We start from the raw sequence: 13304 nt of genomic DNA on the forward strand, positions 1-13304 counted from the left end.
AGGAAGACTTATGTTCGGTTTAGAGGCACTTGATCTCGCCCGAATTCAGTTCGCGTTCACCATCTCGTTCCATATCCTGTTTCCGGCCATCACCATCGGTCTGGCGAGTTACCTGGCGGTACTCGAAGGCCTGTGGCTGAAAACCCATAACGACATCTACCGTGACCTCTACCACTTCTGGTCGAAGATCTTTGCCGTCAACTTCGGCATGGGGGTGGTCTCGGGCCTGGTCATGGCCTATCAGTTCGGCACCAACTGGAGCCGCTTCTCGGACTTCGCCGGGTCCGTGACCGGTCCGCTATTGACCTATGAAGTGTTGACCGCATTCTTCCTCGAGGCCGGGTTCCTCGGGGTCATGCTGTTCGGCTGGAACAAAGTCGGACGCGGCCTGCACTTCTTTGCCACGGTCATGGTGGCCATAGGCACACTCATCTCGACCTTCTGGATTCTCGCGTCCAATAGCTGGATGCAGACCCCGCAAGGTTTTGAAATTATCAACGGCCAGGTGATTCCGACCGACTGGCTGGCGGTGATCTTCAACCCGTCGTTCCCGTACCGCCTGATGCACATGGCAACGGCGGCGTTCGTTGCGACTGCGTTCTTCGTCGGCTCCTCGGCGGCCTGGCATTTGTTGCGCGGCAAGGACAACCCGGCGATCCGTAAAATGCTCTCGATGGCGATGTGGATGGCCCTGATTGTCGCGCCGATCCAGGCCGTCATCGGTGACTTCCACGGCCTTAACACGCTCAAGCATCAGCCAGCGAAAATCGCCGCGATCGAGGGACACTGGGAAAACAAAGGTGACGAGGCGACGCCGTTGATCCTGTTCGGCTGGCCGGACATGAAAGAAGAGAGAACCAAATTCGCCGTCGAAATTCCGTACCTCGGCAGCCTGATCCTCACGCACTCGCTGGACAAACAGGTGCCGGCGCTCAAGGAGTTCCCGCCTGAAGACCGGCCGAATTCGACCATCGTGTTCTGGTCGTTCCGGATCATGGTTGGTCTGGGTTTCCTGATGGTCTTCACCGGGTTGTGGAGCTTGTGGCTGCGCAAGCGCGACAAGCTCTACACCTCGCGACCGTTCCTGTACCTGGCGTTATGGATGGGACCGTCCGGCCTGATCGCGATTCTCGCTGGCTGGTTCACCACGGAAATCGGCCGTCAGCCATGGGTGGTGTATGGCTTGATGCGCACGGCGGACGCGTCCTCCAACCATAGCTTCATGCAGATGAGCATCACCCTGATCCTGTTCGTCGTGGTGTATTTCGCGCTGTTCGGCGCCGGTCTTGGCTACATGATGCGCCTGGTGCGCAAAGGGCCGAAGATCGACGAAGGCAAGGAAACCAACGACGGTGGCCCCGGCCAGAAACGCACGCCCGCCCGTCCGCTGTCCGCCGCCGACGACGATCACGCTGATGCCGGCCACACCGTGACCAAGGAGATTTGAATCATGGGTATTGATCTTCCGCTGATCTGGGCCGTGATCATCATCTTCGGCATCATGATGTACGTGGTCATGGACGGCTTCGATCTGGGTATCGGGATTCTCTTCCCGTTCATTCCGGGCAAAACCGACCGTGACGTGATGATGAACACCGTCGCCCCTGTGTGGGACGGCAACGAAACCTGGCTGGTACTGGGTGGTGCAGCGCTGTTCGGCGCCTTCCCGCTGGCTTATTCGGTGGTGCTTTCGGCGTTGTATCTGCCGCTGATTTTCATGCTGATCGGGCTGATTTTCCGTGGTGTGGCCTTCGAGTTCCGCTTCAAGGCCAGGGACGACAAACGACACTTGTGGGACAAGGCGTTCATCGGTGGCTCGGTCACTGCAACATTCTTCCAGGGTGTTGCGCTCGGGGCTTTCATCGATGGGCTGCCAGTGGTCAATCGGCAGTTTGCTGGTGGTTCACTGGACTGGCTGACACCGTTCACGATGTTCTGTGGTGCGGCCCTCGTCGTGGCGTATGCGCTGCTCGGTTGTACATGGCTGATCATGAAGACCGAAGGCAAGTTGCAGGAACAGATGCACGACCTGGCGCGGCCCTTGGCGTTCGTGTTGTTGGCGGTGATCGGCATCGTCAGCATCTGGACCCCGCTGGCCCACGCCGAGATTGCGGCGCGCTGGTTCACCTTGCCGAACCTGTTCTGGTTCCTGCCGGTACCGATTCTGGTGTTGGTCACGATGTACGGCCTGATCCGCGCCGTCGCACGCAACGCGCATTACACGCCGTTCCTGCTGACGCTGGTGCTGATCTTCCTCGGCTACAGTGGGCTGGGTATCAGCCTGTGGCCGAATATCGTGCCGCCGTCGATCTCGATCTGGGACGCCGCCGCACCGCCGCAGAGCCAAGGCTTCATGCTGGTAGGCACGCTGTTCATCATCCCGTTCATCCTGGGTTACACCTTCTGGAGCTACTACGTGTTCCGCGGCAAGGTGACCCACGAGGATGGTTACCACTAAAGGAGGTCTAAACAATGAGCGGCAAACACACCTTGCACGACATTGAAGAAGCCGAAAAAAAGCCGCTGTGGCAGCGGCTTGGCTGGTTGGCCATGATCTGGGCGGGCAGCGTCGGTGCATTGTTCATCGTCGCCAGCCTGATGCGCATGTTCATGAACGCCGCTGGCCTGACCACCCACTGAACCACCAGACATCCCATCCCGTCGCCATCAGGCGCGGATTTACAACCCTCCGGCTGGAGGGTTTTTTTTGCCTGTTACTTGCGTGCCTTGAGGATCACGAATTTCGGATTGGCCGCCACTTGCTCGACACCACGGAACAACCGCGCCAGTTTGCTGTGATAGCCAAGGTGACGATTACCGACGATGTACAGCGCGCCCCCCACGACCAGCGCTTCCCGGGCCTGCTGAAACATCCTCCAGGCGAGAAAGTCGCCCACGACCTGTTGCTGATGAAAGGGTGGGTTGCACAGCACCACGTCCAGCGATTGCGGTTCCTGCCCGGCCAGACCGTCATCGGCGCGCACGATCACTTCCCGGTCACTCAGCGCCGCGCGCCAGTTTTCGCCGGCCGATTGCACGGCCATGTACGATTCATCCACCAGCGTGTAGTGGGCTTGCGGATTTTGCAGGGCGCTGGCGATAGCCAATACCCCGTTGCCGCAGCCGAGATCGGCGACCCGCGCCGTACCCAGGTTTTTTGGCAGGTGCGGCAAGAAGGCTCGCGTGCCAATGTCCAGGCCTTCGCGACAGAACACATTGGCGTGGTTGAGCAGTTCAATCGCAGGCGTTTCGAGTCGATAACGAGTCGGGTAGGGTGAAGTGGCGGGCGCTTTGGTTTCGGCTGTTGCGATCAATAAACGCGCCTTTTTCACCGCCAACGAGGCTTGCACCGGACCGATGTAACGCTCCAGCAAGTCGCCCGCCGCCCTTGGTAAATGCTTGATCATGGCACCGGCAATCACTTGAGCGCCGGGCGCCAATTGGCTTTGCAGGCGGATCAGTTGCTCTTCCAGCAGTGCCAGGGTTTTCGGTACCCGGACCAGCACGCGATCGAACGGCCCGACCAACGCTTCGCTGGCCGGCACGCTCGCCACGGCATCAAACGCCAAGCCGTTGCGTACAAGGTTTTTTTCCAGCCCCTGTGCGGCCAGGTACGAATCACCACTGCTGATCACCTGGACTTTTCCTGCCAGACTGGCGGCCAAAGCGCCGAAGCTGTCGTTGAGCACCAACACCCGGGTGTCCGCTGTCGGTTGCTGTTCGGCCAGATAGTTGAGCAGGTATTCGTCAGCGGCATCGAAGGCTTGCAGCGGTTCGTTTTGCTGTTCCGGCTGACGGATCAGGTCAAGGTTGGCGAAAGGTGTTTCGAGCAAAGGCATGGGGCGGGGCTCTGGGTTGTCAACGGATGTTCCGCAGCCCGAGGGCGTTGAAGCGGGCGGAGCCGTCCGAGTGTATTGCGTCGCGAAAGGATCACGCGTCATCACTCAGGAGGGTCGCAAATGGTACTTTTTTTTCGGTGGGATTACTCGCAGGTTTTCCCGCTGGTGAGCGTTTTCAGATGGCTCCGGACCTGGTCGCGGCGATGACTGCCGCCATTTTGTTGTTAACGCCTAGCTTCTGGATGGCTTTGTGTACATGAAAATTGACTGTGCGTTCACTCAAACTGAGAATCTTGGAGATCTCAAAGGCGGTCTTGCCATCGGCTGACAGCCTCAATACTTCTATTTCCCGCACCGATAATGGTGATGTCTCGAGGCAGGGCGGTTTTTTCGGGTGTGTCCGGGCTGCCAAGGCGTGCAGGTGGCGGCTGATGAAAACCGTGAACCCCATGTTTTCATACAGCTCAAAGGCTGAAATCGGGCAGTGGCTTCTTGCCAGGCTCAGGATGCTGAGCAATCCTGTTTCTTCATCGTGGATCGCTTGCGACCAGCCGTGGTGCAAACCTTGATGTTGCAGCGTTTGCCAAAGCCGTGGCACCCGGGAAAAAAGCTCTTCGCTCCAGAGAATCGGCAGCTCGGATTGATTGCAATGGGCTACTATCGGGTTTTTGTGGATAACGCTGTTTGGTTCAGGCGGATGACTCCTCATCCGAGGGAAATTGTTCAGGTTCACAATATTTAAATCTGCCGCACTGCTGTTAGACGTTACTGAAAATCCACAAAATTCGTATCCGAGATTCCTGATAAAATTAAGCGACAATCGGTAGGCAGTATTGATCTCTTGTGTATGTGAAAGCGTTTTAAGCTGTGATTCCTTCCAGATCTCCATTCTTGCTCTCCATTTGCGCGAGTCCTCTGGGTGCTTTCTTGGATCCGAAATCCGGCACGCCACGAGTGTAGGATAATTCCTAGCGCAACGCTGTGACTTTTTTGCTCTTGTAAATAAGAAAAAGTACACCTCTGGTTCTTAATCAGAAGAGTACTATTGAAATGCCATCTGACATTTAATGTTGTTATCGAACGTGATAATTCAATATCAATAACTTACAGGCATTAAAGACATTACAAACTATGGGTGGTTACGCTCCGGACTTTGCGGGACACTGCCCGTATCTGTTGAATGGAGCGCCCCATGACCGCCAGCGAAGAGAAATTCACGCATCAGACCTTGCTCGACGTACAGCCGTTGACGGAGAACCTGTTCACGTTGCGCACCACCCGTGATACAGGCTTCCGTTTTCGCGCAGGGCAGTTTGCACGGCTGGGGGTTATCAGAGCGGATGGCAGTACGGTATGGCGCGCCTATTCCATGGTGTCATCGCCCTTTGATGAGTTCCTGGAGTTCTTTTCCATCGTCGTCCCGGGAGGCGAGTTCACCAGCGAGCTCAGTCGCCTGGGTATCGGCGATACACTGCTGGTTGACCGCCAGGCCTTTGGTTACCTGACGCTTGACCGTTTTGTCGACGGGCGTGACCTGTGGCTGTTATCCACCGGCACGGGCATTGCCCCGTTTCTTTCGATACTTCAGGACTTCGAGGTCTGGGAGAAATTTGAGCGCATCATTCTGGTCTACAGCGTGCGTGAAACCCGGGAATTGGCCTATCAGGCGCTGATTGCCGGGCTGGCACAACGAGAGTATCTGGCGGAGTACGCACATAAACTGCAATTCATCGCGACGGTCACGCGCGAACTGCATCCCGGAACCCTGAACGGACGAATCACGACGCTCATCGAAAATGGCGAGCTGGAGCGGGCGGCTGGCGTAGCGCTGAGCCCTGAGCACTCGCGGGTGATGCTGTGCGGTAACCCGCAAATGATCGATGACACACGCAAACTGCTCAAGCAGCGCGACATGCACCTGAGCTTGAGCCGACGACCCGGGCAGGTGGCGGTGGAAAACTTCTGGTAAAAAAAACGGCGCCTCACGGGCGCCGTTTTTTATCCAGCCAATGCATTCAAGGCCTGTTGTTCTGGGCCTTCAGCAGGTCGCGGATCTCGCCCAGCAACTCTTCTTCCTTGGTCGGAACCGGCGGCAGGGAAGGCGCCACGGATTCTTCGCGCTTCAGGCGGTTGATGGCTTTGACACCCATGAAGATCGCGAAGGCGACGATGATGAAGTCGATGATGGTCTGAATGAATTTGCCGTATGAAAGCATCACCGCCGGGGCGGCACCGTCCGCAGCTTTGAGCGTAATCGCCAGGTCACTGAAGTCCACGCCACCGATCAGCATCCCGATTGGCGGCATGATCAGGTCGCCGACAAACGACGTAACGATCTTGCCGAAAGCAGCGCCGATGATGATGCCGACAGCCATGTCGACCACGTTGCCTTTGACCGCGAAGGCCTTGAATTCATTGAGCACGCCCATAGGTTATTTCCTTGTTACAGATGAGATTGATGAGGGCAGTGTAAATCAGCTGATCGCTTCTTGCTCGAAACAACCTCTCACAGCATTAGCGTGCTATCAGCCAGGCCATCGGTGAAAAGGGCGCAGGGAGTGCTCGAAGATGGGGCCCGGGTTGTGGACGGCCCTGAAGTTTCATCATGAATGTGCCGAGCGATATTCAGCGCTATCTGGCAGGTTCGGTCAGTTGTATTTATTAGGCGTTTAGACGGCTAATTATCTAAAGAGTTAGTTTGTGCAAGTGCTGTGAACGGTGCATTGAATTGTTGCGCAGCGTGAAGGTTGTAATGGAAAGGTATTAGGTTTGAATGTCTTGTTTAAAATAATTCAAACAAGAAGCGTTCTCTCTGGCTAATTGTGCAGTGCATATTGAACTGGTTAAAGGTTGTATAGGTTTTGTGTGGGATCCTTGGTGATCATCGTCGGGTTTGTATAGGTTCTGATACAGAAAACTTATACAAGAGTTAATTGCGCAGTGATCGTGTCTCGATAAATGCCAGTTAAACGGATACATCATTGAACTCCAAAACATCAGTCATCATCTTGCCGCGCTGATGGGCTCAACCTGAGCTATCATCGCGTTTTTTTCCGGGAGTTCCGATGGCCAAGGCCAAGCGCATGTACGGCTGCACCGAGTGCGGCTCAACCTTCCCCAAGTGGGCTGGCCAGTGCGGTGAATGCGGCGCCTGGAACACGCTCACCGAAACCATGGTGGAAAGCGGCGGGGCAGCAGCGCCCAGCGGTCGTACCGGTTGGACCGGCCAGCAGGCGCAGATCAAGACACTGGCAGAGGTCAGCGTCGAGGAGATACCGCGTTTCTCTACCGCGTCCAGCGAACTGGATCGGGTACTGGGCGGAGGCCTCGTCGACGGTTCGGTCGTGCTGATCGGTGGTGACCCCGGCATCGGCAAGTCAACCATTCTGTTGCAAACCTTGTGCAACCTCGCCAAAAGCATGCCCGCGTTGTACGTCACTGGCGAAGAGTCCCAGCAACAAGTAGCCATGCGTGCCCGGCGACTCGGTTTGCCCCAGGATCAGCTGCGGGTCATGACTGAGACCTGCATTGAAACCATCATCGCCACGGCCCGGGTGGAAAAACCCAAAGTGATGGTGATCGATTCGATCCAGACCATCTTCACCGAGCAACTGCAATCGGCTCCCGGCGGTGTATCCCAGGTGCGCGAGAGTGCGGCGTTGCTGGTGCGTTATGCCAAGCAGAGCGGCACGGCGATTTTCCTGGTGGGCCACGTGACCAAGGAAGGCGCTTTGGCCGGTCCGCGAGTGCTGGAACACATGGTCGACACCGTGTTGTATTTCGAAGGTGAGTCCGATGGCCGTTTGCGCCTGTTGCGGGCGGTGAAGAACCGTTTCGGCGCGGTCAACGAACTGGGCGTTTTCGGCATGACCGACAAAGGCCTGAAAGAAGTCTCCAACCCGTCTGCGATTTTTCTGACCCGTGCTCAGGAAGAAGTCCCGGGCAGTGTGGTCATGGCGACTTGGGAAGGCACCCGGCCGATGCTGGTGGAAGTCCAGGCGCTGGTGGATGACAGCCACCTGGCTAATCCGCGTCGGGTCACGCTCGGGCTGGATCAGAACCGCTTGGCGATGTTGCTGGCGGTGTTGCACCGTCATGGTGGCATCCCCACCCACGATCAGGATGTGTTTCTCAACGTGGTCGGTGGGGTGAAAGTGCTGGAAACCGCGTCAGACCTGGCGTTGATGGCGGCCGTGATGTCCAGCCTACGCAACCGTCCGCTGCCACACGATTTGCTGGTATTCGGTGAAGTCGGGTTGTCCGGTGAAGTCCGTCCGGTGCCGAGCGGTCAGGAGCGCTTGAAAGAAGCCGCCAAGCACGGCTTCAAACGGGCCATCGTGCCCAAGGGCAATGCGCCGAAGGAGTCGCCGGCAGGGTTGCAGATCATTGCAGTGACGCGACTGGAACAGGCCCTCGACGCGCTCTTCGAATAAAATACAGTCCCTCTACGTGATCAGATTTCGATCAGTTCGCCCAACTCGCGTTCAAGCGCCTGCTCGTCGGCCAGGTTGAGCTCGATCAGTCGACGCAGGCGCTCAATGGACTCCAGGCTTATGTGCCGGCAGACGAAGCCGATCTGGCCGTGTTCTTCGTGGGTCAGGTGCACATCCATGAAAATGTTGATGTCTTCGCTCAAATGAATGTCGACTGAAAAGTCCTGCTCATCATTGCCCAGCCAAGGTTCAGGTCGCTTGATCAGCAAGCCCTTGAGCGACACATCAATCAACTTCACCGGCCAGATGTACTCTCCCTGGCTCAGTTCGGTTCGGGCATCGAACGCGATACGTTTGAAGCGACGGCGATCGGCAGCGTGCTCGCTCATGGCGCAATCCTCTTGATGTTCGCTGACTATAGACCCGCATTGTCGGTACCTGCCAGCCAGGGCAGGGCTCTAGACCAACGTTGGGTATGGCCTTTGTCGTCAGGAGCGCTAAACTCGTTGTGGCTGTCTTCTTGTCCACTCTGGCTGGAATAAAAAAATGAAAAATAATAATAGCCTGCTACGCCATTTACCCTGGTTGTTGCTGGCAATCATAGGTGCGTGCGCGCTGGGCGTTGTGGCATTACGCAGGGGCGAGGCGATCAACGCCTTGTGGATTGTGGTCGCTGCCGTGGCCATCTATCTGGTTGCGTATCGCTACTACAGTCTGTTCATCGCCAACAATGTGATGCAACTCGACCCGCGACGGGCCACCCCCGCCGTGCTCAACAACGACGGTCTGGACTACGTTCCAACCAACAAACATATCCTTTTCGGTCACCACTTCGCGGCCATCGCCGGCGCGGGGCCATTAGTGGGCCCGGTGTTGGCGGCGCAGATGGGTTATCTGCCCGGCACGCTGTGGCTGATCGCCGGCGTGGTGCTGGCGGGTGCCGTTCAGGACTTCATGGTCCTGTTCATGTCCACCCGTCGCAACGGCCGTTCCCTGGGGGACATGGTCCGCGAGGAAATGGGCCGCATTCCCGGCACCATTGCGCTGTTTGGCTGCTTCCTGATCATGATCATCATCCTCGCGGTGCTGGCATTGATCGTCGTGAAAGCCCTGGCCGAAAGCCCGTGGGGTATTTTCACGGTGATGGCGACCATCCCGATCGCGATGTTCATGGGCATCTACATGCGCTACATCCGACCGGGTCGCATCGGTGAGATCTCGGTGATTGGCGTGCTGTTGCTGCTCGGGTCGATCTGGCTCGGCGGGCAAATTGCTGCGGATCCGGTGTGGGCCAAGGTCTTTACCTTTACCGGCATCCAGATCACCTGGATGCTGATCGGCTACGGTTTTGTCGCGGCGGTATTGCCGGTGTGGCTGATCCTGGCACCGCGTGACTACCTCTCTACCTTCCTGAAAATCGGCACCATCGTCGCCCTGGCGATTGGCATTCTGGTGACCATGCCCGAGCTGAAAATGCCGGCGCTGACCCAGTTCGTCGACGGCACCGGTCCGGTTTGGAAGGGCGGTCTGTTCCCGTTCCTGTTCATCACCATCGCCTGTGGTGCGGTCTCGGGTTTCCACTCGCTGATCGCTTCCGGCACCACGCCGAAGCTGCTGGATAACGAAACCAACGCCCGTTACATCGGGTACGGCGGCATGCTGATGGAGTCGTTCGTCGCCATCATGGCCATGGTCGCCGCGTCGGTGATCGAGCCAGGCGTGTACTTCGCCATGAACAGCCCTCCGGCCGTGGTCGGTGGTGATGTGGTCGCAGTGGCGCAAGCCGTCAGCAGCTGGGGCTTTGCAATCACCCCGGAAGCGCTGCAAGCGGTGGCCCACGACATTGGTGAAACCACCATTCTGGCCCGTGCCGGCGGCGCACCGACCCTGGCGGTCGGTATTGCGCAAATCCTGCACAGCGTCCTGCCGGGTGAAAACACCATGGCGTTCTGGTACCACTTCGCGATCCTGTTCGAAGCGCTGTTTATCCTGACCGCAGTCGACGCCGGTACCCGTGCCGGGCGTTTCATGCTGCAGGACTTGCTTGGCTCGTTCGTGCCAGCGCTGAAACGCACCGAATCCTGGACCGCCAACCTGATTGCCACCGCCGGTTGTGTGGCGATGTGGGGCTGGTTGCTGTACCAGGGCGTGATCGATCCGCTGGGCGGCATCAACACCTTGTGGCCGCTGTTCGGTATCTCCAACCAGATGCTGGCCGGTATCGCGCTGATGCTCGGCACCGTGGTGCTGATCAAGATGAAGCGCCAGCGGTATGTCTGGGTCACCATGTTGCCGGCCGTGTGGTTGCTGATCTGCACCACCACCGCAGGCTTCATCAAGCTGTTCGACGCCAACCCGGCGATCGGCTTCCTGGCCCTGGCGAAGAAATACAGCGATGCCCTGGCCAACGGCCAGATCCTCGCCCCGGCCAAGAGCGTTGAGCAAATGCAACACGTGATCTTCAACGCCTACACCAACGCAACGCTGACCGCGCTGTTCCTGTTCGTGGTGTTCAGCATCCTGTTCTATGCGCTCAAGGTTGGCATCGCCGCCTGGGGCAAAAAAGAGCGTACGGATAAAGAATCGCCATTCCAGGCACTGCCGGACGCGTAATCGAGGATTTGCACCATGTTCAATGACCTGAGTCGCCTCGGTAAATACCTCGGTCAGGCTGCGCGCCTGATGGTCGGCATGCCCGACTACGACAACTACGTCGAGCATATGCAGACCAAGCACCCGGACAAACCGATGATGGATTACGAAGCGTTCTTCCGCGAACGTCAGGAAGCGCGTTACGGTGGCAAGGGTGGGCCCAAGTGCTGTTGAAACAAGGCACTTAGGCAACAATCATCTCTGTAGGAGCCGGCTTGCTGGCGATGGCGTTCTGGAAATCGCCATCGCCAGCAAGCCGGCTCCTACAGTTTTTTCTGCACCTTGGAGACCTTATTGTGTCAGCGCCTATTCCAGTCACAATCCTCAGCGGCTTCCTCGGCGCTGGCAAAACCACCTTGCTGCGCCATCTGCTCAAAGCCGAGCACGGCCTGAAAATCGCCGTGATCGAGAACGAATTCAGTGACGCCGGTATCGACACCCAACTGTTGGGCGACGAGCCGGTACAAGTGATGACGCTGTCCAACGGCTGCGTCTGCTGCACCATTCACACCGACCTGACCAAAGCCTTGTACCTGCTGCTCGAGCGCCTCGACAGCGGCGACATCGCCTTCGACCGCCTGGTGATCGAATGCACCGGCCTGGCCGACCCGGCCCCGGTGGCACAGACCTTCTTCATCGACGAGGAACTGCGTGAGCGCTACATCCTCGACGGCATCATTACATTGGTCGACGCCGCGCACGCCGACGTTCACCTGACCCAGACCATCGCCCAGGCGCAGATCGGTTTCGCCGACCGCTTGCTGGTGAGCAAACGTGATCTGGTCGACGAGCCAACCTTCACCGCATTGAGCGAGCGCCTGACCCGGATCAACCGCCGTGCACCGATCCGCGTGGTCGACCACGGCAAGATCGATTTGGCTGAGTTGCTCGACGTGCGCGGTTTCAACCTCAATGCCGACCTCGGAGGCGGCGTGAGTTTGCGTCCGGTCAGCCAGGGCCCCTCCATCGATCGTATTTCCAGCCTGGTGCTGCGCACCGAAAAGCCGCTGGATATCGACAAGCTCAGCGAGTTCATGAACGAACTGCTCGAGGAGCATGGCAAGCAATTGCTGCGCTACAAAGGTGTGCTGAGCATCCTGGGCGAACCACGCCGCATGGTGTTCCAGGGTGTGCTCAAACTATACGGTTTCGACTGGGACACCGAGTGGGCAGAGGGCGAGGCACGTGAAAGCGTGATCGTGTTCATCGCCGATGATTTGCCGGAAGAAAAAATTCGTGAAGGGTTTGCGCGAGTTGCCGCGGATTAAGTAAGCACGAACCCAATGTAATTCAAATAATTGATATCAAGCGCCCGCCTTAAGCGGGCGTTTTTTATGGGGGTATTTCTGTTCTCTATCTTTTGTTTGATGTTTTTGCTTTTTTGTAAGGGTTGATGTGGGGGTTAGTGTAGGCAGGGTTGGTTTTATTGATATTCGGGTGGTGTGGTTGTATTAAGTGTTGCATTAGATTGAATGAGGGTTTTAATCTGTTTTTGATTGTGCTGGCTGGGCTACTTACATTCGGTTTTAAATGATGGGCTGTACGGATCTTTAGTGAGTGGTAAGTTTGCTGGTGCCAACTAAGGCAATTATTTTTGTCAGGAGAAATACCATGCAAGAGCAAATTATGGATCTGTCCGGTGAGCTGGATTCCGAGTTCGAAGCCTATGTAAGTGCTGGCCAGGCTGACGTCGGTGGTGAAACCATGTGCACCAATATGTCGTGCGGGACCCTGAGTTGCACCGTTCTCGGCTGCGGCTGCTGACCTAACCTGAATACAGGGCCGGTTTTTCCGGCCCTGTCTATTTCGAGTGCTAGCGATGTTGACGGATACTCTGAGTTTCAAACAGCGAAAAACCGGGAGTGTTGCAAACGCTCCAGATCATGAGGCGATGCGCAAGACAATTGATCTTCTACACAGAGATGATAAAGGCGTTCTGCGTTACTTTGGGGTTGATCGGCAAGCATTACTGAATGGGTCTGCATTTTTATCGTTGATGGAATGTGAAGGTGATGATTGTTTGCAAACGAGGTATGAGCAGAATATTGGAGTTCTTGCATCGTTACCTTTTGAAGCTAAAGTAAGTGATTGCGACGATTTCGGTGTCTTTTGTGCTCGTTGGTATAATTATCTGAAACATGTTTTTGAAAGCGATCTAAAATATACGGGGGGTGTCAGAAATTTTGTGTTCGGGCATAACATGAGTAAGAGGTGCATGTATGCCAACCAAAAAGAAACCCGCGTTGCGAGAGTTACCGAAAATCCCGAAAGAGCTGCTCGAGCAATTCACCGATGGACCGATGACCGCTGAAGCCATTGAGGACGCCTCTGCGGCGTTCAAGAAGGCTTTGATCGAGCGAGCCCTCAGTGCTGAGCTTGG

At 56.7% G+C, this 13304-nt stretch carries 13 protein-coding genes and 1 pseudogene; 10 read left to right on the plus strand and 4 right to left on the minus strand.

Going from position 1 to position 13304, the window contains the following annotated elements:
* Window positions 1-10: 10 nt before the first annotated feature.
* From CKW15_RS15895 to CKW15_RS15905, 3 genes are read left to right on the plus strand one after another with little or no spacing between them, the layout of a single operon-like run.
* On the plus strand, window positions 11-1447 hold the full coding sequence (locus CKW15_RS15895; protein WP_095057201.1) for a cytochrome ubiquinol oxidase subunit I: 1437 nt from the start codon (window positions 11-13) through the stop codon (window positions 1445-1447).
* Between the two features lie 3 nt (window positions 1448-1450).
* Window positions 1451-2458: a cytochrome d ubiquinol oxidase subunit II gene (cydB, locus tag CKW15_RS15900; RefSeq protein WP_095057200.1), complete on the plus strand. Its 1008-nt coding sequence runs from the start codon at window positions 1451-1453 to the stop codon at window positions 2456-2458.
* A 14-nt stretch (window positions 2459-2472) separates the two neighbouring features.
* Window positions 2473-2640, plus strand: a complete 168-nt coding sequence (locus tag CKW15_RS15905) for a DUF2474 domain-containing protein (protein WP_095057199.1) — start codon at window positions 2473-2475, stop codon at window positions 2638-2640.
* Window positions 2641-2714: 74 nt separating this feature from the next.
* On the opposite strand, the gene CKW15_RS15910 is transcribed toward CKW15_RS15905, so the two are convergent.
* Together CKW15_RS15910 and CKW15_RS15915 are read right to left on the minus strand one after the other, a co-directional pair.
* Window positions 2715-3839 (minus strand): methyltransferase, encoded by a 1125-nt coding sequence (locus tag CKW15_RS15910; protein WP_095057198.1) that lies wholly within the window; start codon window positions 3837-3839, stop codon window positions 2715-2717.
* 175 nt (window positions 3840-4014) lie between these two features.
* Window positions 4015-4728 carry a LuxR C-terminal-related transcriptional regulator gene (locus CKW15_RS15915; RefSeq protein WP_095057197.1) on the minus strand — a complete coding sequence of 238 codons (714 nt, stop codon included), beginning with the start codon at window positions 4726-4728 and terminating at the stop codon, window positions 4015-4017.
* 303 nt (window positions 4729-5031) lie between these two features.
* Here CKW15_RS15915 and CKW15_RS15920 point away from each other — a divergent pair, with 303 nt between their 5' ends.
* On the plus strand, window positions 5032-5808 hold the full coding sequence (locus CKW15_RS15920; protein WP_095057196.1) for a ferredoxin--NADP reductase: 777 nt from the start codon (window positions 5032-5034) through the stop codon (window positions 5806-5808).
* Window positions 5809-5854: 46 nt separating this feature from the next.
* Here CKW15_RS15920 and mscL read toward each other — a convergent pair whose 3' ends face one another.
* Window positions 5855-6268 (minus strand): large-conductance mechanosensitive channel protein MscL, encoded by a 414-nt coding sequence (gene mscL / locus CKW15_RS15925; RefSeq protein WP_095057195.1) that lies wholly within the window; start codon window positions 6266-6268, stop codon window positions 5855-5857.
* A gap of 636 nt (window positions 6269-6904) precedes the next feature.
* Here mscL and radA point away from each other — a divergent pair.
* Window positions 6905-8272: a DNA repair protein RadA gene (radA, locus tag CKW15_RS15930; RefSeq protein WP_095057194.1), complete on the plus strand. Its 1368-nt coding sequence runs from the start codon at window positions 6905-6907 to the stop codon at window positions 8270-8272.
* Window positions 8273-8292: 20 nt separating this feature from the next.
* On the opposite strand, the gene CKW15_RS15935 is transcribed toward radA, so the two are convergent.
* Complete coding sequence (locus tag CKW15_RS15935) at window positions 8293-8661, minus strand: PilZ domain-containing protein (protein WP_095152367.1); 369 nt, start codon at window positions 8659-8661, stop codon at window positions 8293-8295.
* A 157-nt stretch (window positions 8662-8818) separates the two neighbouring features.
* Between CKW15_RS15935 and CKW15_RS15940 the strand changes: the two genes are divergently transcribed.
* From CKW15_RS15940 to CKW15_RS15955, 5 genes and pseudogenes are all read left to right on the plus strand, one after another.
* The gene (locus tag CKW15_RS15940; protein ID WP_095057192.1) at window positions 8819-10885 is read left to right on the plus strand and encodes a carbon starvation CstA family protein; all 2067 of its coding nucleotides are present in this window, start codon (window positions 8819-8821) and stop codon (window positions 10883-10885) included.
* A 15-nt stretch (window positions 10886-10900) separates the two neighbouring features.
* Entirely contained in the window at window positions 10901-11098 is a 198-nt protein-coding gene (locus CKW15_RS15945; RefSeq protein WP_003182142.1) for a YbdD/YjiX family protein, read from the plus strand.
* A gap of 122 nt (window positions 11099-11220) precedes the next feature.
* Window positions 11221-12192 carry a GTPase gene (yjiA, locus tag CKW15_RS15950; protein WP_095057191.1) on the plus strand — a complete coding sequence of 324 codons (972 nt, stop codon included), beginning with the start codon at window positions 11221-11223 and terminating at the stop codon, window positions 12190-12192.
* Between the two features lie 343 nt (window positions 12193-12535).
* On the plus strand, window positions 12536-12688 hold the full coding sequence (locus tag CKW15_RS28485; protein WP_177408783.1) for a hypothetical protein: 153 nt from the start codon (window positions 12536-12538) through the stop codon (window positions 12686-12688).
* Between the two features lie 455 nt (window positions 12689-13143).
* Window positions 13144-13304 (plus strand): annotated as a pseudogene (locus CKW15_RS15955) (IS256 family transposase); the annotation flags it as partial.

Origin of the sequence: Pseudomonas sp. Irchel s3b5, assembly GCF_900187435.1 — a bacterium.
Taxonomy (GTDB): domain Bacteria; phylum Pseudomonadota; class Gammaproteobacteria; order Pseudomonadales; family Pseudomonadaceae; genus Aquipseudomonas.

Excerpts from the sequence above, each read along its gene's own strand:
- CKW15_RS15895 (WP_095057201.1), top strand. The coding sequence starts at position 11 with ATGTTCGGTTTAGAGGCACTTGATCTCGCCCGAATTCAGTTCGCGTTC.
- cydB (WP_095057200.1), top strand. The coding sequence starts at position 1,451 with ATGGGTATTGATCTTCCGCTGATCTGGGCCGTGATCATCATCTTCGGC.
- CKW15_RS15905 (WP_095057199.1), top strand. The coding sequence starts at position 2,473 with ATGAGCGGCAAACACACCTTGCACGACATTGAAGAAGCCGAAAAAAAG.
- CKW15_RS15910 (WP_095057198.1), bottom strand. The coding sequence starts at position 3,839 with ATGCCTTTGCTCGAAACACCTTTCGCCAACCTTGACCTGATCCGTCAG.
- CKW15_RS15915 (WP_095057197.1), bottom strand. The coding sequence starts at position 4,728 with ATGGAGATCTGGAAGGAATCACAGCTTAAAACGCTTTCACATACACAA.
- CKW15_RS15920 (WP_095057196.1), top strand. The coding sequence starts at position 5,032 with ATGACCGCCAGCGAAGAGAAATTCACGCATCAGACCTTGCTCGACGTA.
- mscL (WP_095057195.1), bottom strand. The coding sequence starts at position 6,268 with ATGGGCGTGCTCAATGAATTCAAGGCCTTCGCGGTCAAAGGCAACGTG.
- radA (WP_095057194.1), top strand. The coding sequence starts at position 6,905 with ATGGCCAAGGCCAAGCGCATGTACGGCTGCACCGAGTGCGGCTCAACC.
- CKW15_RS15935 (WP_095152367.1), bottom strand. The coding sequence starts at position 8,661 with ATGAGCGAGCACGCTGCCGATCGCCGTCGCTTCAAACGTATCGCGTTC.
- CKW15_RS15940 (WP_095057192.1), top strand. The coding sequence starts at position 8,819 with ATGAAAAATAATAATAGCCTGCTACGCCATTTACCCTGGTTGTTGCTG.
- CKW15_RS15945 (WP_003182142.1), top strand. The coding sequence starts at position 10,901 with ATGTTCAATGACCTGAGTCGCCTCGGTAAATACCTCGGTCAGGCTGCG.
- CKW15_RS28485 (WP_177408783.1), top strand. The coding sequence starts at position 12,536 with ATGCAAGAGCAAATTATGGATCTGTCCGGTGAGCTGGATTCCGAGTTC.